The organism is Fervidicoccaceae archaeon (assembly GCA_038734945.1).
GTDB lineage: Archaea > Thermoproteota > Thermoprotei_A > Sulfolobales > Fervidicoccaceae > ARK-14.
The window spans coordinates 477,737-497,931 of sequence record JAVYOA010000009.1 but is presented as its reverse complement, the minus strand read 5'-3'; the positions used below and the strand labels follow the sequence as shown (position 1 = coordinate 497,931).

Genomic DNA, 20,195 nt, shown 5'->3' with positions numbered 1-20,195 from the left:
AAAAAAGGGAAAACAATATTTAAAAGTAATTACTCAAAAATGAGTATAAAAACATGCACCAATTAATAAAAACACGAAAATCAGATCGATCTCTTTGGTAGAAATTCCATGAAATTCTACACAAAAAAGGGAGATAGCGGGAAGACATTCTGTTTGAAGTATCTGGAATTCATACCAAAGAGCCATCCATTTATCGAGTTCATGGGAAGCTTGGATGAGGCCGAAGCAGCTCTTGGGCTGGCCAGCAGCATTATTCCAAATGAGCTTCAATCTCTGAGAGAAAAGCTCAACTGGATTCAAGCCTTGCTGTTCAGAATAGGATTCACAGTTTCAGGAAAAAAATGCATTTCGCAAGACGATCTCAAAAAACTTGAGGAGATCGCCGACTCTTATTCTAGCTATGTTGGAAATCAATTTGTCTTAAACGGCGGGCATCCAGCAGCAGCTGCTGTAAGCTTAGCCAGAACTCTTGTCAGGAGAGCGGAGAGAAGGCTTGTTGAATTAATAGAGAGAAAAGAACCGATTGGAGAGGAGCAGCTTGTCCTTTCCCTAATGAACAGGATAAGCAGCTCACTTTATGCTATTCAGCTGGCTATAAATGGAATAACTGGAGAGAAGGCTGATATAGTAAAATGCGAAAGTTGAGCTTTGGAGCTCCTAGCATAACATGCACTGGCTACTATTTTCTCATTTTCCGGCTAGAAAAAAATGTTGATATCCAAGTAGGAAGTCTTGGAACTTTGAGCTTAAAAGCAGGCGTGTATGGATACATTGGATCTTCTTTTCTCCGAAAAGGAATAGCTCAAAGAGTCGCCAGGCATCTTTCAAGAAACAAGAAAATTCGATGGCATATTGATTACTTGACCTCAAAAGATTTTTTCAATCCAATAGAGCTCATTTGGATATGCTCGCAGAGCAGGGGAAAGGAATATGAAGCTAGTAAATGCATAGAATCAGCTGCTGAAGAAGTTGTGGAAAAATTTGGCTCATCTGACTCAAAAGCAAGGGGTCACCTTTTTTTAATTTCTGAGAATGCCGGTGAATATTTTCGCTTGGAAGAGATTGTTAATTGCTTTGAAAAACGTTTAGGTAAAGTCCAACAGTTAATCCTTTAGTATGGATAAGATTAATAGTGAGATAGAAGAGAAAGATGGTGAAAGGATTTCAGAGGTGAATGACGTGTCATCTGTAATAAAAAAGGTAAAAACGGGGATTCCTGGCTTTGATGAGCTCCTCTATGGAGGAATCCCTGAGAAAAACGTTGTTCTGCTGACAGGAGGACCAGGAACTGGAAAGACCATATTCTCTCAGCAGTACATTTTCTACGGCCTCTCAATAGGTGAGCCGGGAGTATTTGTAGCGCTGGAAGAGCATCCAGTACAAATAAGAAAAGCAATGATGTCTTTCGGTTGGGATGTCAGAAAATACGAGGAAGAGGGAAAGTTTGCTTTAGTAGATGCTTTTACATCTGGTATTGGAGAGGCTGCTAAAAGGGAAAAATATATAGTGAAGACCGCAGACGATGTGGGAGAGCTAATCGATGTCCTGAGAGCTGCCATAAAAGATGTGGACGCCAAGAGAGTCTCCATTGATTCTGTATCAACTCTCTATCTCTCGAAGCCAGCAATGGCTAGGAGCACCCTTCTTCTTATAAAAAGAGTTCTAGCTGGCATGGGTACTACCAGCTTAATAGTTTCGCAGGTAAGCGTGACAGAGAGGGGCTTTGGAGGTCCTGGTGTTGAGCATGCAGTTGATGGCATCGTTAGGCTTGATTTGGATGAAATTGACGGTCAGCTATATAGGTCTATAATAGTCTGGAAAATGAGAGGGACAGCTCATGACATGAGGAGGCATCCAATGGAAATCACTGATAAAGGAGTGATAGTCTATCATAATAAACTGTTCAAAGTTGCTAGGAGGGAGGGGGGAATAGAATCAGGAGAAATGGAATAATAGCTTCATTCAAAATTGAAGTAAAGTGCGATTTTCCAAATCGAACCTATCACATATCTTATGGAGAAATTAAAAATGGTTAAGAACTCAAGAATTCTTGGGTAGTTAAAATCATGACTCTCACTGAGCTCAAGCCGCTTCAAGATTACATCTATGTAAAAGTAATAGACATTATAAAGAGAACACTGAATGAAAGATTGCCTCCGTCGAGCATAGATAGAGAATATTTGATCTCTGAGCCGCCCGAAAATATAGATGCAGACTTTTCCTATCCTCTCTCGAGAGAGAGAATTCCAAGTGAAATTCAGCTTAAAATCGCAACTGATATCTCGGGAAAAATTAGAGAAGAAACGGGGATTGATGCCGATGTCCAAATATTTTCTGGGTATTTGAATTTAAAGCTAGATAGAACGAAGTATATGAAGGAATTCTTCAAGGAATATGGGAGAATGAGGGAATCATATGGTAAGCACGAAACAGTGAAGCTGAAAGTAGTTGTAGAGCATACAAGTGCTAATCCGGTTCATCCCCTGCATTTGGGACATGCTAGGAATTCCTGCCTTGGCGATACCTTAGCAAGACTTCTCAAATTTTACGGCCTGAACGTTGAAACAAGGTTCTATGTAGACGATGTGGGAAGGCAGGTAGCAGTATTAATTTATGGTTTATCGAAACTGGTTGAGGATGGGAGAAGCATAGAGGAGCTCTCCAAAGGATGGAAAATTGACCATTGGATTGGCAAAATCTATGCCCTCACAAACTTACTTTTGGAGCTAAATACAATTAAAAACGAAATCAGAGCTGCTAGTGATGAGAGATACAGAGAATTGATTGCGAAGCAGGATGAATTGGTTGCTGAAATATTTAGACTAAGAGAAAGCATTCCAGATGTTTTTGAACAGCTCTCAGAAAAAATACTGAAAGACAAGAATCCCGAAGAGGAAATTTCAAAAATATCAATTCTTTATGAATATGGAGACAAGAAAACTGCTGAAATGTATAGGAGCATAATCGAAAGAGTTCTTCAAGGATTCAAGGAAACGCTGAGCAAGATAAATGTGGAGTTCAATAATTGGGATTGGGAGAGCGATCTAATATGGAGTGGAGAAGTCAGCGAGATCCTGGCAAAGGCAAGGAGTTCACCCATTTTCTCGCTAAGCAAAGGGACAGAGAGCTTAGATTTCTCGCCAATTCTCACCGATGAGTTGAGGGAAAAGCTGAGAATTCCCAAAGATATGGAAATACCTCCACTGGTGTTGAGGAGAAGCGATGGAACAACTCTCTACACAACCAGAGATATAGCATACTCAATTAGAAAATTCAGGGAAACAGCTGCTGATTATGTTATAAACGTTGTTGGAAAAGAGCAAATGCTTCCACAGGCGCAAATAAGGTTGGCTCTATTCGCATTGGGATACAAGGAATATGCAAGGAAGCTCATTCACTATTCCTATGAAATGGTAAATCTGTACGGCTTTAAGATGAGCGGGAGAAGGGGTAAGTACATAACTCTGGATGAGCTTTTAGAGAAAGCCGAGGAAGTTGCCTCCCTGGAAATCAAAAAGAGGAACAGAGATATGCCAGATGATGAAGCAAAAACTACATCGATGAAGATAGGGAGGGGGGCAGTTAGACACTCCCTAGTTAGCATATCACCGGACAAGCCAATTATCCTGAAGCTGGAGGAAATAATAAATTTTGAGAGAAACACAGGACCATATTTGCAATATACTTATGCTAGAGCTAACAGCCTTCTGAAAAGAGCAAACTTCACATATGTAGAAGGAGAAATCTGCTCCAAGGAAACAGATCAATATACCTGGAAACTTATAAAAAAGGCCTCCGCCTTTCCCTATATAATTTACAAAGCATCGAAAGAGCTCAGGCCAGAGATTCTTGTTAATTATTTAGGGGAACTATCTCAGCTATTCAACAAGTGGTATGATACTGTTCCAGTTCTGAGTGAAGGCGAAGAATGCATGAGAATAATGAAGCTCTATGCAGTGGAATCAATCAGAACAATTTTAAAATCGTCCCTCTCGATTCTTGGAATAGATGCTCCCGAGAGGATCTGAGCTTTTTCATTCACAAGCATTTCTTCAAGGTCAGCGCTCTTACTTCTTAGATGAAAATAAGAGCAGATATAAGGAACCTCGAACCTTAATTATAATGGTGTCTTAATTGATACTTCCATATGCTGATATGAAACCAGTGGTTCTGAATTTCAATGAGAGTCTCCTTAGAGCTTCCAGAGAAATTCTCAGAAGGAATAGAAATCATGCAATTTTGGTTGACGACTCTTCGAAGCCATGGGGAGTCCTCAGTATAAGAGACATAGCTAAGGCAATATTCATAGAAGGGGAAGAAGGAATAGAGCTAATTGAGCTTGGCTATCTTGGAAAAATTCTTGAGAGCTCCGCAAAGCTTTATGCTAGCAGGCCCATAGTAAGTGTATCTCCATCCACCTCTCTCAAGGAGTCAGTAAATTTGATGATGGAGAGAAACATCGGATTTTTACCGATATTAGATGAGGAAGGGAAAATAATTGGAGCCATCGAGGAAAGAAATCTCATAAGAGCCGTAAGTGATTTTTCTCAAGGGAACATATGCGGGAAAGCAACATGGAAACTAATAACAATTGAAGCTGAAGAAGAGATACTAGCTGCCGTAGGAGTTATGCTGACCTCCGGCATAAGACATCTAGTAGTAGTTGAAAATGGGTCTATATATGGCATTGTTTCATTGCTTAAAGTTCTATATCATATTACTTCGGAAACATCGATGAGGGAACTTCTGAAAGGAAGCAGAAGCCCAATAGAGGAGAAAGTCAAACTAATAGCCGAAAATCCATGGACTTTGGACTGTTCCTACAGCATGAGGGAAGTTGCCTCAATCCTAGCGGCTGAAAGAATGGGGGCTGTTTTCGTGAGAGACAACGATGGGAATGTTGGTCTTTTTACTGACAGAGATATGTTGAGGATTCTGAATGAGGAGCTGAACAAACAGGAAATTACTCGTATCTGAGAGCAACAGCTGGAGGGATTTTAGCTGCCATATATGCAGGTAGAAGCCCACCAATCACACCTACCATAATTGTTAGCAGAAGAGCCGAGGAAATGAGATTAAGCGTAAATACAGGGCTAGCAGCCAATACAATTGTGCTTGTTCCAGCCCTTATTGTCATTCCGCCTCTTCCAAGATAGAGAGCTCCGGCTACTCCGAGCAATATTCCCGAAGTTGCTGCTACCAAGCTCATCAGGAGAGACTCAGTAAGCACTATAATGACTATTCTTCTGTTTGTATAGCCAAGTGCTTTCATCACACCAATTTCTCTGGTTCTCTCAATAACAGAAGTGACCATAGTCGCAGTTGTTCCAGCTATAGCGACGGCAACTGCTGAAAGAGAGGCCACATAATTGACGTAATTAACTGCTGCTGTAATGCTCGAGACCACATCAGCAATTGCGCTGAAGGAGATAACAGATACTTTGTCTCCATAGGTATTTTTTATAGTATTTACAAAGTCCTTCACATATGCAGGATCGCTCATCCTGACTAAGATGCCCGACCAGCTTTTCATTCCAAAGATCTTCTGACCAGCATCCAGGGGCATAACTATGGTTTGGTCAGGGCTGAAGAAGAGGGCACCTCCATACTCATCGAGAATCCCCCTAACTATTATATTTGTGGTCTTGTATTGAGGTATTCCCCTGCTAACTGAAGCATAGTATTTTATTGAAACAACATCTCCAACACCATGGAGCAAGTTCCCATTGTCATCGTAAGCAATTTTGTATCCAATAAGCCCTCCTAGTGTATCGCTGGGAAGTGGTGCTTCTCCGCTCTTTATCTTAATCCCACCTATGGATTTGAGAATGAAATCCACATCAGTGCAGTAAATGTATATCTGCATGTCCTTGTCTCCTCTCTTAACCACTGCCTGAAGGAGATAGTAAGGCTCAGCATCTTCCACATTTGGTAATGACTTTATGTAGTTCAGGTCATCATTCGTTAGAGTGTAGTCTGAAGCAGGAGAAATCATAATGTTATTCTGTCCGAGACTTGTGACTTGATTTATTATATATTGCGAATATCCTCCTACAACTGCACCTATTGTTATTATTACGGCTGGTCCAATCAAGATTCCCATTATTGTCAAAACACTTCTAATTTTCCTCTGTCCCAGAGTCCTAGCAGCCATCTTAAAGGAAATGGCTATGAAGGAGAGAAAGGATAAGATTGAGCTCAAGCCTCCTCCATCTCTCTTATTTTTTTGGAGTGCGCTCTGTACATCCTGAAAATTAGCATACCAGACAATAGCAAAAAGATCCCCACCATAACAACAGCAATTCTGATCTCGGTTACACTTAGGAGGGATGGCTGCTGGGTCGTCTGAACTGGAGCTTCTGGAGGTTGGGCCGTCACCGAGAACTCAACAACTTTTCTGGTGAGTTCATTGTATCCGTTATAATAGCTTATCACCATCGTAACATTTTCTTTATTTATGCTTGGAGGGACCTGGAGATCCAGTCGGAAAGCTGTTTGTGAACCAGCATCAAGATCTCCGATGAAGGTCGATGCTGAGGAATTTGAAGCAAACAGATCTATGCTTATCCTATAGGCAGTCTGACTTCCATAGTTTATCAACATTCCGCTGACTCTCAAAGTTCCATTTGAAAGAAAAGTACTCACTCCAGATAGAGAGAGATCAATGAATGGCTCCACAGCTATTGCTATTTGGTTGTTAAAGCTATGTTGTTGCCCGCCCGCATCTCTATATTGAACAGAGATCTGAAGAGGAACAACTCCGTAGTTCACTATAGATGTAGATCCCATAATCGATTGAGAGGAAAATGGATTGTATACGAACGTCACTGGTATACTGATTGTTTGTCCAGCATCGATTTTCTTAATGTAGATAGTAGATGGGCTTGCTATTAATATAGAGCTAGACGACTGCGGAGTAAGTATGGATGATGGAGGGGAGAGAGTCAAATATACATTGTATGCTGGCGAGGATCCCTCATTCTTCACGAGAACAGTTAGATTTGTGTATTTGTTTCTTATATCCAGCATTCCAGAGATCCTCACATCAATGTAGTTCACAGACCCATAGACGGTGAGAGGAAGCTTCAGCTGAATCTCTCTCATGTTTCCCCATACATCTACAAAGGATAGAGAGGCATTTGCATAATAAGTTCCAGTGCTATTGAGATTTATGTTGAGAGGGAATGTGAAATACAGCGAGCTGCCTTTCTGATATGATGAAGGAGCGCTGCTGCTCATTATATTGGAAGAAACTGACTGTTGAATATATTCCTGTATGTTCTGCAGAGGAATCACTTGGGAAACTGATTGGGAAGATGCCGGCAGGACTCCTCCCATGGAAGTATTCGTAGATGAGAAGAGAAAACCGCTTGGTAGGTAGACAAGCAGAACAGGATTATTTACGGCATCGAACTTCAGGTTTCTAATGATAACATAGTAATTGGAGCCATAGGAGAAAACATCTGCACTTCCCTCAGTCCATCCCCAATTCAAAACCTGTACCGCTTCAGACTCATCACTTATGTTGAAATTTATGGGAAGTGCAGTGATTTGCTTGAACCCGGGGCCTCCGCTATTGACAAGATATTCGGCAAGAACCAGTGCCCTATAGCTTCCTGGAGAAACATCCCCCACATTAATCTTAAACTGCATTGAGAAGGAACCATATGCAGGAATGGGGTTTGAAGCAAAAATCTCTCTTGTGGATGAGTCTAGATCAAAACCTTCAGGTAGCAAAAGAGTGAAATTGGCTCCTGATATTGAAAATGGTAGGTTATTGGAAACAGTTATGCTCAATATAGCTCCTCTAGTCTTTGGAAATACAGAGTAGCCATTTTGCCAGCCCCATGAAACGAGGCTAATGGGATTTTTCTCATTTGCTAGAGGATAGCTCTCAATGTTCACAGTAAAATTCAGGTCATCTCCCACCTCGACGTAGCTACCTCCTCCCAAGTCAACTCTGTAGAATACTACAGCTTTCATGGGGATCTCCTGGAGAAATGAAGATGAATTAATTGACAGATAGTACGTCATTGTTGTAGATGATCCACCTTGCAATGAGCCATAGTATACAGCTGCTACTTGAACAGGGGAAATGTAGGAGGAAACCAGCACTGTCTGAATGGAGCTTATTGCATAGTCACCTGCATTTACATAGATTACATTGAGCTGTGCGTACATGGAATTGCTATAGGCTGGTTGCGGTCTAACATCTCCCCAATAAGCAGAAAGTACATTCAGCTCTCTGTACTTTTCAGGAAGTTGAAGTACAGCTATTTCAAATGGAATATTAAAAGTAGAGTTGTAGCTGACACCATCTGCAGTAGTCATTAGAGCATTCACCTGCAAATATGCTGTATAATTTCCCGGCTGAACATTGCTGTCAATATCTATACCTGAAAAAGTCACTGAAATCCTGCTTCCGGAATTCAGAGTTCCAAGCTGTATTTGCGAATTATCTATGCTTATTCCATCAGGAAGCAATATATTCACTGATGCCGAGGATAGGGTGCTTTGACCATCATTCTCCAATGTTATTTGTAGGGATGTGCCATGAGTTCCAGGGTATCCCGCTGGATTCCAGGCATAGGATGTTACAATGATCTGGGGAGTTGGGTATGGACTGATTTGAACGGGGATCCTGAAATAATCTGTAATGATATCTCCATTGCTCCCCATGTAAGTTATGGAGAAATCTATGTAGTAAGTTCCCGGCTGAACACTCTTATCAATATTTAGGTAAAAGAGAAAATAAATTGTCTCTCCTGCAGTAACATTTCTAGCAGCATTCCCATAGAGGTCTCTTCCTCCTGAGGAGGTACTATAGCCGCTTGATGGAGAGAAGCCAGGAGGAAGATTCTTCAGATTTCCAATTGGGTTGGAGGCATTAACATTGAACTGCACGTCTATTCTGAGCTGAGCATTTGACGAACCAGGATATACGTTGCTGTTCTGCTGTGATTTGAAATTGACTGATTGTATGGAAACATCCGCTGGAGCTTGAGCTTGAGCGTAAAATGATAGAGCTATTATTAAGAGGATCAATGCTAGAAGTCCGTTCAGCCTACCGCTCATTTTCTCTTCCTCATGCAAGTTTAAATCACTTAGGTTGTTGTATTCAGGAGGCATTTACTAAAATTAACTTTTTCCTCAACGTTTACAATTTCTCCATTCCTTAAATAAATAATCTTTTTAGAGCAGTTAGCAACTTCTGGATCATGCGTAACAACTACAATGGTTTGTCCCATGGAGTTCAATCTGACAAATTCCTCCATCACTACTCTGCCAGATTTTCTGTCCAAGTTTCCTGTTGGCTCATCTGCCAGGATTACCTTTGGAGAAGTAACAAGAGCTCTAGCTATTGCTACCCTCTGCTGCTGTCCTCCAGATAGTTGATTAGGCCTTTTCTGAAGCCAAATAAGTTCTCCACCTGCTTTTATCAGAGCTGATTCAACTAGAATTTTCCTTTCTTTTTTACTAAGTTCTCTTATTAGGAGGGGGAGTTCTATGTTTTCATAGATTGTGAACCTATTGATTAGATTGAAGAACTGAAAAACAAAGCCAATTTTTTGGTTGCGAATCTTAGCTAGAGCCTTATCATTTAGTTTTGAAACATCTTTTCCCTCTATGTAAATTCTTCCTCTTGTTGGACGATCCAGAAGACCCATTATATTCAACAGAGTTGACTTACCAGAACCGGAGGGTCCCATTATTGCTATAAAGTCCCCCTCATTTATAGTTAGAGAAACTCCTCTCAGTGCAGAAAATACAGCATCACCCTGTCTATATATCTTATGAACTTCTTCCAGCTTTATTAACTCCTTCTTTGAAGCATCTTTTTCCTCGTCTCTCAGCGCTAACGCATTACTCGCATCAATATAGCTCTTCTCCCCCTCCATGGGACCTGCCTCCATTCTTTCTGGTCCTTTTGCACTTGCTTTTTTCAAAAACATTTTAAATTTAAATGAAGGAAATGAGCCTCAACATACTTTTGACCCCGGTTGAACATCCCTCTCGGGAATCATAATGACAGGCTTCCCGCCCTCTTCGCACCCGGCGGCGAGGATCATGCCCTGACTAACTAGACCCATCATTTTTTTCGGCTTAATGTTGGTTAGAACTGGAAGCTTTTTCCCTACTAGATCCTCGGGAGCATATGCTTCACCTATTCCAGCTATTATTTGCCTCTCTCCAAGAGGCCCCAAGTCGACTACTAACTTAATTAGCTTGAAACTGCCGCTCACTCTCTCCGCACTTTTTACTAGGCCTATCCTTATATCCAATTTAGAAAAATCTCCATATTCAATTGGCTGAGCATTGGCTATCTTAGATCACCTAAATAGAGCTGTTTCCAATGAGCTTTTATTTTTCTTTCCTCGGACCTTTTGCATGAAAAGAATTAGATAGCTCCAAATCAAATTTCCATTTTCTTAATCATAACTCTGTCAGAGATTATTCCGCTTTTTCCATATCTGTCAATAAGCCTGAGGGTGAATTCTAGTTCTCCATTCATGCTCCTTTTAATCAGATCCAATTTATCATAACAGCTCTGCTCATTACATAATATTTCCATTTTTTCAATTATCCTTACGAGCAACCCCTCGATGGTTGTTACGAATCCCGGTTCATAGTCACTTGACAAGAACTGAAACTCAAATTCTGGAATTTCTATGTCCGTGTTCTCTCCAACATATATTAGAACGTTCAAATCTTCTGCCCTTTCTACTTTGAATTCAAGCAATCTGCTTCCTTCTACTTCGAACGGAGTAGTAAATGTGAACCTGTAGCCACAGACCTCGCATTTACCACTAAGAATTAGGGTTTTTCCTTGGGATGGCAAATCATAGATGAGGCTTCTTATGACAAAAGCTTGCCTTTGGTGGCATATCGGACAGTCTATTCTCTCTTCCGAGTAGGAGTTCTTCATTGTATACACCGTATTACTCGCTTAGCTTAAGAAATACAATAAAACTTTTATATTCAGTACCCATTACCCTTCCTAAAGGAAATAATCATAAAGCGTTAAAAAGCTTATTCACAGAGATTGATTCCAGAACCTTAAATAATTCCTGAACAAGAATCTGAACTTTTGAGGGCGGCTAATTGATGGATGATACTGCTATCTTCGAGGAAAGAAGTAAGAGACCAACAAACATAGAGATAATAATAAAAACCAAAAAAATTGTTTCCTTCAAGGTCAGTGAGGATATGTTTGAATGGATCGAGAATGCATGGAGGAGTAGTGGTTTTTCTTCTAGAAGTGATTATTTGAGGGCCCTAATTATTTCATTAGTAGATGAGCCAAATAGAGTGGAAAAAACCAACGGCGATCTGCTTCCAATAAAAGCAGAAAGAACAATAACATTTAAGCTTGACAATACAACGCTTCACAAGCTGGATGAATTAACAGCAAAAAAAGGATACTCGACAAGGAGCGACCTTCTCAGAGAAGTCATTTATAGCTTAATGAGGAGGCAAATTTAATTTATTCCACCTTTATTCTCTCTCCCTCTTCCTTTTCTCCTGTTTCCTCTAGCTCGAACTTTACTTCGAGGACTCCATTTCTATACTGGGCCTTGGCACTTTCTTTCTTAACTTTCTTAGGAAGCTCTATTTCCTTATAGTACTTTCTTTCTCCGTTGCTAGCTCTTATTATCAGTTTTCCTTCATGAACTTTCACATCAATTTTATCCTTTTCTACCCCAGGAAGCTCAGCAACTATTGTCAATGTGTTTCCACTCTCGAATACATCGACAAGAGGCTCTCTTTCTTCTGTTATCTTAGGTCTCATACCAGCTCTCTTCACATTCCCGAATTCTTCAAAATGAGGAACACCATCAGGACCGATCGTTACCCTGAAGCCGTAAATGAGAGGCTTCTTCTCCCCCTTTGTCAATTTCTCAATTCTCTCGAGATCCTCGCTGAATAGCCTATCAAATTCTCCCTCAATTTCTCTAAAGAACTCGTCAAATATATCGGAAAAATATCTTCTCTTCCTCCTTGAGGACATAATACATCACCTATTTTTTTGTCTTACTCAACTTTATATAGCTTTGTGGCTTTCCTAATTAATTTATCTGGCTTGATCCAAAATAATAGCGTTGAAGATTAACAGTTGGCTCGAATCCGCTTTCGAAAAGCTTCTACAATTGTAGGCCTGTCTTTTTCTCGAGCATGAGAGAAATAAATTCCTTTATCACATTAGCACATTTTTCTATGTCCTTCATCAACCTCGATTCGATGATTTCCTTGCTAGTGTAGTAAGTATATCTTGGCCTTCCAATGTTCTTGGTACTGAGCTCACGAGTTCTTATTATAAATCCCAGGCCGAGCAAATTATTTAGACCTCTGCTCACTGTTGCCTTGCTAAGACCCAATTCCTCGCTCAGATCATCAAGCGTCATCCTCTTGTTCAGCAATCTAAAGAGTATTTCCAAATCTGTTTCGGAGAAATTATAGCAGAATTTCACCAAGTCATACAGAGTGAGTTCCTTTCCGCTGGGAAGCTTTAATTCGACTCCACTTGCTGCTATTTTTTACCACCGTTTGAATTTTTTCGAATAATAATATTTTTTTAATTATATTTAAATTTTACTATAGCATCTATAATGATCAAGGAATAAAAAATGGAAAAGTTAAAGGTATAAACGTTACTCAGAGTAACCCTCCAAGCAGAACTCTGGCAGCAACTACGAGAGGATGCCACACTGGTGCGACAGCTGGCATGTATCCCAGGTCGGAGAAATAGAGCTCTTCCAAAGTCATCTCACGCTCAACCGCTATACTAACGGCATCTAAATAACCTGCTACAGCACTATCATATCCTACTATTTGTGCGCCTAACACCCTATGGCTCTTTTCATCAGCAATGAGCTTTACGAAAACTTGGCCTCCTCTTGGATAGTAGTGCGCCGAGGTTCTAACTTTTACAGCTTTTGAAATTGGTTTAAAGCCGTATTTTTCTGCCTCCTCAGCAAGCAACCCTGTCCTTCCAATATATAGTTCAAAGAGTTTAGTTATCGAAGTTCCAACAATCCCAGGAAAAGCTATTTTTCTTCCCAGGGCAGCATTCGCTCCAGCAACCTGTCCCTCCTTATTTGCAGAAGGAGCCAGGGGGATCCACACTTTCTCTCTTTTAATTCTATGAAACTTCTCAACCAAGTCCCCGGCAGCATAGACATTTTCCACGCTTGTTTCCATGTACTCGTTTGTCTCAACAGCCCCAGTCTTGCCTATTTTCACTCCAATATCCTTTGCTAGTGCTATGTTGGGCTTTATTCCCGTTGCCAAAATAACAGTATCTGCATTATACTCTCCATTTTCCGTAATTACCCTCTCTACGCTCTTGCTCCCTCTGAGCTCAACTACTCTTGCTCCTTTCACGACCTTGATTCCCCTTTTGGTTGCTTCTTCTTCAATAATCTTCGACATTTCAACATCAATGCTTCCTGGCAAGAGCTGTTTGGTCATTTCAAGCAAAGTTACTTTCTTTCCCAAAGCTGTAATAGCTTCAGCCATTTCTATTCCTATATATCCACCTCCAACAATAACTATTTCCTTTCCCTTTTCGATTGCCAATTTCAGCTCTGAAGCTTCAGCGGGATGCCTCACTGTTAGAACATTTTCCAGATCTGTACCTGGAACAGGTATAATGGAGGGGATCGCTCCGGTTGCCAGAATCAATTTGTCCCACGATAGCTTCTCACTTCCCCCACTTTCTTTTTTTACAGTCAAGATTTTTCTATCAGCATCAATTTCCACAACTTCACTCTTTATGAGGACTCTTATACCTCTCTCTCTTTCGAATTCGTCGTGAGTATAGGTAATTAGATCCTCCTTTCTTTTTACTATGCCTTCAACATAATAGGGAATTCCGCATGGACCATGCGTTATCATATCGCTTTTTTCTATCAGATAAACTTCGGCTTCAGGATTGAGCTTTTTTGCCCTTGAAGCAGCAGAAGCTCCAGCGGCTCCTCCTCCTACTACTACTATTTTCATAGCAAGATCACCGGCTTAATCAGCTTTTGAAAATGAAAAATATAAAGTCAATGCATGTTCAAAGACTTTTGGAAATATAAAATCCAGAGCTATTTCCACATTATATATATCAAATATATTATAATGGTAATAATAAATTAGTATTAATGGTGATGTTATGAGAGACTTTTCATTAGTTGAATGGAGCTTTGAGCGCAAACTGGCCTTGGCTCTAATGCTCTCTGCAATAGATGTTGCTCTTTCTCCAATAAATATACCGATAGGTCCCACAAGAGCATCTCCTTGGCAACACATGACCAACGTAATAAGTGGGGTGATCCTTGGTCCCCTGTGGGCCTCCGCAATTGCTATACTTGTGGGAACAGTTAGGATTATTTTGGGAATAGGGACAGTTTTTGCTTACCCAGGTGGAATCCCGGGAGGACTGCTGGTGGGAATAGGAGCTCTCATTTTGAGGAAGGCAAAAAAGAAAACTGAGTATGCTGCATTTCTAGAACCCATAGGAACGGCAGTGATTGGATTTCTCCTATCCCTCTACCTTGTTGCACCTATTGTTGGAAAGTACAATGCTTGGATATCATCATTAGTTCCCATATGGATAATATGGATCCTCAGCACAGGAATTGGGACTACCATTGGATTTGCAGCTATAAAAATTTTGAGAGGAGCAGGAGTTCTCAAATAACTTTTGCATTGCATTTTTTTATTCGCTTCTTTCCTAATCTAAATAAACTGAATAGTTTAATTTAGCGGGAATGGTAGAGGAAATTGAGTATTATCCAGCTCAATAACGTATCATTCAGATACAGAGGAGACAGCGAGTGGACCCTTAAGTCTGTCACCCTTGAAATCAATGAAGGCAAGTATTTAGTTGTAGGACCAACAGGCAGCGGGAAGACAACTCTGCTCAGAATCATAGCTGGTCTAATCCCAAAAGTATACCAGGGTGAATTGAGTGGGGAGATAAAGGTTTCCGGAAAAGCAGTTTTAGTTCCACAACTTTTCGATCTTTTCATATTGATGCCAACAGTGAGAGAGGAGCTGGCTTATTGCTATGAAATAGGAAATACAGAGAGAGGCAAAATAGGCTCAGAGATGCTCTACCTAACAAAGAAGCTTGGAATAGAGCATCTGCTGGACAGAGAGATATCCAAGCTGTCAATGGGAGAGAGACAGAAAGTTGCTATAGCAAGTGCTCTGGCAATTGGGGCTGAGATAATAATGCTTGATGAACCACTTGCATATTTAGATCCTGCTGCTGTTCACGAATTCCTATCTTTTTTAAACACAATCAGTGCTAAAGTAATTATAATGGCAGAGCATCGTACAAAATACCTTGAGGGTTGGTATCATAAGCTGATTTTTCTAAAAAATGGAACAGTTTTTCCCGTCAGGACCATTTCTGAAGCGGAAGAGATCCTGGAGAACTTCTAAAAATATGGATTTATTTAACTTAAGCTATGCCGTTATTTTGAATGGAGAGTTTGGTCCTTCTAGAAGATTAAGAAAGCTTATAACAAGAAGGTATTTGAGTGTACAATGTTGAGTATTTGCAGTGCGTTAAAGATGCAGTTTCGAGGCAGAGGAGGAAACAATGTTCTTGCTTGAGAAAGTTAGCCTAAAAGACAGGCTTTACGATATAGATCTTAGGATAGAAAGAGGAGAAAAGGTAGCATTGATTGGTCCAAACGGATCAGGAAAAACAACCCTTCTCAGAATAATGTTCGGCTCTCTAAAAGGCTATACAGGGAAGGTAGTGAGACCTGAGAAAATTGGTGCTTCTTGGCAGAATCCATATTTGTCCTTTTTCAATGAAACGGTGGAAAAGGAGCTTAGCTCTTTACCAGGACGCGGGGAGGCCATGGACATTCTAAAATCACTGAAGATGGAGAATATTCTCGAGAAATCTCCTTTTTTGCTTTCTATGGGTCAAGCAAGACTCATTTCCATCATGGTTGCTTCACTTTGGAATCCAGACGCAGTCCTGCTTGATGAGCCTACCACTGGACTTGGAAATAGAGAGAAAAAAATGATAGCTTTTTTGCTTCAGAAGCTAAGCTCAACTATTGTTATAGCGAGTCACGATATAGAATTTTCACAGGAAATTGCTAATCGCTTCATTTTGCTGAAAGATGGAAGAATAATTGCGGATGATACTCCTCAGAACGTAATCATGAGAGGACATTTATTGAAATTGAACTTTCCACTAACAGAAGCTGCTGTGCTACGAAAGAGGTAGCAGGAGGAATAGCAATTGAGCTCCCGATTTTTCTTGAGGTTCAAGATAAACGTGATGACTGCTCTGTTGTTTTTCATCTGGGTTTTTGGAATGCTATATTATGGAAAAATTGTTCAGGCTCTGCTATCTGTTGCTTTTCTATCACTAATAACTGGAAAAATAAAAAGTCTATATAAGCTCTACTTGATGCTGTTTATACCATCTTTCCTATTTGGACTTGTGTTCCAAGGATGGAAAAATGCTCTGTTTACATCTATCTCAATAACTTTGGTGGGAGCCGGTGCTGTGACTTCTTTCGCTCTGATTGAACCAAGCGATATTCCCCTGATTCTAAGAAAAATAGGAATCCCACCCATCGCTGGATATGCCATTCCAATTGTATTGAGACTTGTGCAGTACCTCCAGGAAATATCCTCTGAAGCGTATGATGCAATAAGAGGAAGAGGAATAAGTCGATTCTTCTCGCTAGCAAGGTCCGTTCCAATTCCAATAATTGTTTTTTCTTTCAACGCTTCAACATATTTGGCTGAAGCCATACATTTTAAATATCCACATAGAAAGAAAAGCTGGACTAAAAAATTAAGAATAAGTATATATGATTTTATAGTAATAACAATTATTTGTTTATTTTCCATATTATAATTATATGTTTTTCTTAATTATAAAACATGTATTTATTGTTCGGTAAAAACATTAAATATATATATGAAATGGTTATATTAAAATACCGGGAGAACATAAATGGAATTTGAGGCATTCGACGTAAAGGCAAAGAAGAAGGTAAAGTTGCTGAATCCAGAAATTGTCACATTGAAGAATGGAAGACCAGCAGTGAAGGGCAAGAGTCCGGAGACAGGAATAACAATTTATCGCATTCTCAGTAAGGCTGAATTTGAGAAGCTGAAGAAGAGCAAAAAATGAAACTTTGCATTTAAATCAATCATCTTTTTTTAATTCTGCTGAGGATTCCATGGCATTCTTCCTTTCCGTTCTCTGAGAATAGAGGTTAATTGAGTTACTTCTCTCCCTAAAACTGACCTCCTCACAATACTAAAAAAGAAGGTTCTGGAGAAGCTTAGGGCTACATCCCCAGTTCAGCTGGGTCAGCCCATCCCCGAGCTTGAAAGTATTACTCAAAAGCATATAACATTGAGGCTGGGAATAGGTTCTTGCCTTTTCATGTTTGTAGAAATGTTGATCATGCATTTCTTTACTCTATGTGCTTCTCCAGTGAGTCTGGGCGTCATTTATTCCATTATATTCTCATTTTAACAAAAATGTCGAAATGGCCAATAAACTCTGTTTTCTAATATAAAAAAAGACGACAAAAATTGTTTTACATGTAAGAAAAATAGGAATTGTTTGTAAGGATAAAAGGCGGATGAAAAGGAAAAAAAGATGTCTTTGATGATTTTGTGAAAATTGAAATAGAGCTATTGAATTAGATTGAGGGGAAAAGATCATTAAAGAAGAAGAGAGGGAATTGTTGAAAAAGCTTTCTAAATATATTTTTCTCCAATAGTTTTTGCTGTTCATCATCTGACGTTATTGCTTTTCCAATTAGCGCAATTAAGCAAAAATACTTGGGGAAAGAACCCCTTTCATGAAGTGGTTCAGAATCCTACAGAAGTTGAGGTTTGTTGCTCCAGACCCCCTTGGCTGGGGTCAATAGACCTTTTCCACGAACTTTTCAATGCCTTCCGGTTGTTTTTCGAGAACAAGCATGTTTACACACTAACCTGCCCTGGGCACAGGCAAAGTTCCCAATTGTGGTTATCATTTTAATCTTTTCGGTAAGAGTTAGATCGTGAAGAGGAGGTCAGCCAAAGAAGATTTTTCTTTTTTATTTTGCTTTCGGGTACTCTTCTCTAACCTCCAGACATCCCAATAACATCAAATTAATAATTGCTCATCCTGAATTTGAAGTAGTCTAACACTGGGAATTTTACTGGCTTCTTCATATAATGCTTTCCTCTCCCATAATAATAAACATCAATATGCAGTTCTATTTATTTTGGAGCTGCTTTTTAACCCACATCAGTCCTAGTATGCCAGAAAGAACATTGCTTAATGCTAATATCATCCATATAACATTAATAGGAATGCTATATATAGCAATTAGTATAGCAATAATGCCGATTCTGAATACCCATGTTCTTAGGATGGAGAGAATGCCGAAGAAATAGGTATTACCAATTCCATTGGAGATTCCATAAGTTGAATAGAAAATGCCGAAGAAAGGAAGAGAAAATGCTGAATAGAGAAGGAGAGAAGATCCTAGAGAAATCACTTCCATATCTTTGGAGAAAATTTCTATTAGCTCTTTACTAAAAATTCCCAGAAATGCCCCTAAAATCATAAGTGTAATAAACATTAGCTTGATCGAGGAGATTGATGCCTTGTGGACTCTTTCCCTGTTTCCACTCCCCCAGTTCATTCCAACCACTACTGCTGTTGATTTACCCATTCCAGAAGTATAGGTTTGTACGAGATCTATTAGCCTCATGCTGATGCCATAAGCGGCAAGAGCCCCTGAGCCATAAATCGAGATAAAGGATACAAGCACAGTTTGACCGAGCGAATTGGAGGATCTGTGAATTCCCAGTGGAAAGCCAATCTTTATAGCTTCTTTGAACCACTCATAGGACAATTTCAAATGTGATAGAGAAAGATGCATTTTTTCGTATTTATTAAATAGAAAAAATAGGCTATATCCTGCGCTTGTTGCATTTGCTATAAGTGTGGCTAGGGCTGCTCCCTCAACACCTAGTTTTGGAAAGCCAAGCAATCCAAATATGAGGAAAGGATCGAGAACAACATTCAAGATGGAAGAGAGAAGGGAAACTCTCATTGATATATACGCATCTCCAACTGATGAGGTGATAACTGAGAAGGCTATTGTTATATAGGCTAGAGGTGTGGTAATGAGCATTATTCGGAAATAAATTGAGGCAAAGGAAAAGACGTCTTGGGGAACTCCCATGGCTCTCAGGATATCATTGCTAAAAGCGAGAGAGATGCCTGACACTAGCAGAGAGAAGAGGAATGAAAAAGTTAAGAGAGCTCCTGCTCTTTTCTTTCCCTCCTCAAAATCCCCCCTTCCCCAAGCCTTTGATATATTCGCATAGCCCACTGAGATAACCCCATTTCCAAAAGAGAGAAGCACATAGATTGGAGGCCATGATACAGTCGGGGCAGCGACCTGTGCTGGACCCAACCAGCTTAGCCAGAGAGTGTCGGCAACATTATATAGAACTTGAGAGAGATCGGCAATCATTAGAGGAATTGCCATGGATAGGAGAATTCTATCAATGTTTCCTCTCAGGATTTCCTTTTCCTTTGATTCTTTCAAGAACAAACCACCATCTTAAATTGAAATAATGTAAATTTATTACATTTTATAAAACAATGAGAAAATATAAAAACCTTTGTATTACAAGTATTACAATGATGATGGAAATGACGGAAAATAAAGACGAGGAAGAGGAGAAGAAGGTATCAGTGACGATCAGAGGTATTGATAAGGATCTCTACGAAAGAATATCGAGGAAAGCAAAGGAATTGAATATAACGGTTGGCACTGCTATAAATGAGGCAATGAGGGACTTTCTCTCTGCGCTAGATGCCGGGCTCGAGATATTTCAAAAGTCCACAGATAAAGCTCTTACATCAATAAGGACAGCACTACCAGCTCAGCAGACGTCTATTATAATTAAGGACATAGGAGAAATAAGGATAACAGCAAACGACCTTATGAAGGCAGATAGACCTATTCTTCTCTTAAATGTGAAAAAAATTGTGTTCACAGATGATGTGACAGAAGACATCTTCAGAGAAAAAATTAGAAGTATAAAAATAGCAGAGGAAGTAGTAATACCAAAAGGGATCTCAATGATTACGGTTGCTCAAAAATGTCAAATGGTCAAAAAAATAACTCAGGCTTGAAGAGGAATAG

Annotated in this window: 21 protein-coding genes; 12 read left to right on the top strand and 9 right to left on the bottom strand. The window is 39.9% G+C overall.

All coding sequences use genetic code 11. From position 1 onward, the window contains the following. The first annotated feature begins 108 nt into the window (after positions 1 to 108). From QXR92_06990 to QXR92_06970, 5 genes are all read left to right on the top strand, one after another. On the top strand, positions 109 to 645 hold the full coding sequence (locus tag QXR92_06990) for a cob(I)yrinic acid a,c-diamide adenosyltransferase (protein ID MEM0319745.1): 537 nt from the start codon (positions 109 to 111) through the stop codon (positions 643 to 645). Beyond that, positions 642 to 1,115, top strand: coding sequence for a GIY-YIG nuclease family protein (locus QXR92_06985; protein MEM0319744.1), 474 nt, complete (start codon positions 642 to 644; stop codon positions 1,113 to 1,115). The genes QXR92_06990 and QXR92_06985 overlap by 4 nt, the downstream gene beginning before the upstream one ends. 64 nt (positions 1,116 to 1,179) lie before the next feature. After that, positions 1,180 to 1,953 carry a KaiC domain-containing protein gene (locus QXR92_06980; protein MEM0319743.1) on the top strand — a complete coding sequence of 258 codons (774 nt, stop codon included), beginning with the start codon at positions 1,180 to 1,182 and terminating at the stop codon, positions 1,951 to 1,953. 113 nt (positions 1,954 to 2,066) lie between these two features. After that, on the top strand, positions 2,067 to 4,028 hold the full coding sequence (locus QXR92_06975; protein MEM0319742.1) for an arginine--tRNA ligase: 1,962 nt from the start codon (positions 2,067 to 2,069) through the stop codon (positions 4,026 to 4,028). Between the two features lie 106 nt (positions 4,029 to 4,134). Continuing rightward, positions 4,135 to 4,977, top strand: coding sequence for a CBS domain-containing protein (locus tag QXR92_06970; GenBank protein ID MEM0319741.1), 843 nt, complete (start codon positions 4,135 to 4,137; stop codon positions 4,975 to 4,977). Here the strand turns inward: QXR92_06970 and QXR92_06965 are convergent. From QXR92_06965 to QXR92_06945, 5 genes are all read right to left on the bottom strand, one after another. Next, positions 4,964 to 6,202 carry an ABC transporter permease gene (locus QXR92_06965; GenBank protein ID MEM0319740.1) on the bottom strand — a complete coding sequence of 413 codons (1,239 nt, stop codon included), beginning with the start codon at positions 6,200 to 6,202 and terminating at the stop codon, positions 4,964 to 4,966. The two genes, QXR92_06970 and QXR92_06965, sit on opposite strands and share 14 nt — an antisense overlap. Then, positions 6,199 to 9,093, bottom strand: a complete 2,895-nt coding sequence (locus tag QXR92_06960; protein ID MEM0319739.1) for a hypothetical protein — start codon at positions 9,091 to 9,093, stop codon at positions 6,199 to 6,201. The genes QXR92_06965 and QXR92_06960 overlap by 4 nt, the downstream gene beginning before the upstream one ends. 11 nt (positions 9,094 to 9,104) lie before the next feature. After that, positions 9,105 to 9,899: an ABC transporter ATP-binding protein gene (locus QXR92_06955; protein MEM0319738.1), complete on the bottom strand. Its 795-nt coding sequence runs from the start codon at positions 9,897 to 9,899 to the stop codon at positions 9,105 to 9,107. 81 nt (positions 9,900 to 9,980) lie between these two features. Further along, a complete protein-coding gene (gene metG, locus QXR92_06950) occupies positions 9,981 to 10,307 on the bottom strand; it encodes a methionine--tRNA ligase subunit beta (protein ID MEM0319737.1) in 327 nt (108 codons plus the stop codon). 107 nt (positions 10,308 to 10,414) lie between these two features. Beyond that, complete coding sequence (locus QXR92_06945) at positions 10,415 to 10,927, bottom strand: hypothetical protein (protein MEM0319736.1); 513 nt, start codon at positions 10,925 to 10,927, stop codon at positions 10,415 to 10,417. A 179-nt stretch (positions 10,928 to 11,106) separates the two neighbouring features. Between QXR92_06945 and QXR92_06940 the strand changes: the two genes are divergently transcribed. Continuing rightward, the gene (locus tag QXR92_06940; protein MEM0319735.1) at positions 11,107 to 11,484 is read left to right on the top strand and encodes a ribbon-helix-helix domain-containing protein; all 378 of its coding nucleotides are present in this window, start codon (positions 11,107 to 11,109) and stop codon (positions 11,482 to 11,484) included. Position 11,485: 1 nt separating this feature from the next. Here the strand turns inward: QXR92_06940 and hsp20 are convergent, their stop codons facing one another. The 3 genes from hsp20 to QXR92_06925 form a co-directional block, all read right to left on the bottom strand. Then, positions 11,486 to 12,010 (bottom strand): archaeal heat shock protein Hsp20, encoded by a 525-nt coding sequence (hsp20, locus tag QXR92_06935; protein ID MEM0319734.1) that lies wholly within the window; start codon positions 12,008 to 12,010, stop codon positions 11,486 to 11,488. Between the two features lie 133 nt (positions 12,011 to 12,143). After that, positions 12,144 to 12,470 carry a helix-turn-helix domain-containing protein gene (locus tag QXR92_06930; protein ID MEM0319733.1) on the bottom strand — a complete coding sequence of 109 codons (327 nt, stop codon included), beginning with the start codon at positions 12,468 to 12,470 and terminating at the stop codon, positions 12,144 to 12,146. 184 nt (positions 12,471 to 12,654) lie between these two features. Then, complete coding sequence (locus QXR92_06925; GenBank protein MEM0319732.1) at positions 12,655 to 14,001, bottom strand: FAD-dependent oxidoreductase; 1,347 nt, start codon at positions 13,999 to 14,001, stop codon at positions 12,655 to 12,657. Positions 14,002 to 14,158: 157 nt separating this feature from the next. Here QXR92_06925 and thiW point away from each other — a divergent pair, with 157 nt between their 5' ends. The 5 genes from thiW to QXR92_06900 all read left to right on the top strand — a co-directional run bounded on the left by thiW (position 14,159) and on the right by QXR92_06900 (position 17,161). After that, positions 14,159 to 14,686 carry an energy coupling factor transporter S component ThiW gene (thiW, locus tag QXR92_06920; protein MEM0319731.1) on the top strand — a complete coding sequence of 176 codons (528 nt, stop codon included), beginning with the start codon at positions 14,159 to 14,161 and terminating at the stop codon, positions 14,684 to 14,686. Positions 14,687 to 14,769: 83 nt separating this feature from the next. After that, positions 14,770 to 15,435, top strand: coding sequence for an ABC transporter ATP-binding protein (locus QXR92_06915; GenBank protein MEM0319730.1), 666 nt, complete (start codon positions 14,770 to 14,772; stop codon positions 15,433 to 15,435). A gap of 160 nt (positions 15,436 to 15,595) precedes the next feature. Then, positions 15,596 to 16,240 carry an energy-coupling factor ABC transporter ATP-binding protein gene (locus QXR92_06910; GenBank protein ID MEM0319729.1) on the top strand — a complete coding sequence of 215 codons (645 nt, stop codon included), beginning with the start codon at positions 15,596 to 15,598 and terminating at the stop codon, positions 16,238 to 16,240. 15 nt (positions 16,241 to 16,255) lie between these two features. Then, the gene (locus tag QXR92_06905; protein ID MEM0319728.1) at positions 16,256 to 16,882 is read left to right on the top strand and encodes a hypothetical protein; all 627 of its coding nucleotides are present in this window, start codon (positions 16,256 to 16,258) and stop codon (positions 16,880 to 16,882) included. A gap of 99 nt (positions 16,883 to 16,981) precedes the next feature. Then, the gene (locus QXR92_06900; GenBank protein ID MEM0319727.1) at positions 16,982 to 17,161 is read left to right on the top strand and encodes a hypothetical protein; all 180 of its coding nucleotides are present in this window, start codon (positions 16,982 to 16,984) and stop codon (positions 17,159 to 17,161) included. Between the two features lie 1,084 nt (positions 17,162 to 18,245). Here the strand turns inward: QXR92_06900 and QXR92_06895 are convergent. Beyond that, a complete protein-coding gene (locus tag QXR92_06895; protein ID MEM0319726.1) occupies positions 18,246 to 19,592 on the bottom strand; it encodes an MATE family efflux transporter in 1,347 nt (448 codons plus the stop codon). 107 nt (positions 19,593 to 19,699) lie between these two features. On the opposite strand from QXR92_06895, the gene QXR92_06890 reads away from it, so the two are divergent. Then, entirely contained in the window at positions 19,700 to 20,185 is a 486-nt protein-coding gene (locus tag QXR92_06890; GenBank protein MEM0319725.1) for a hypothetical protein, read from the top strand. Positions 20,186 to 20,195 lie beyond the last annotated feature (10 nt).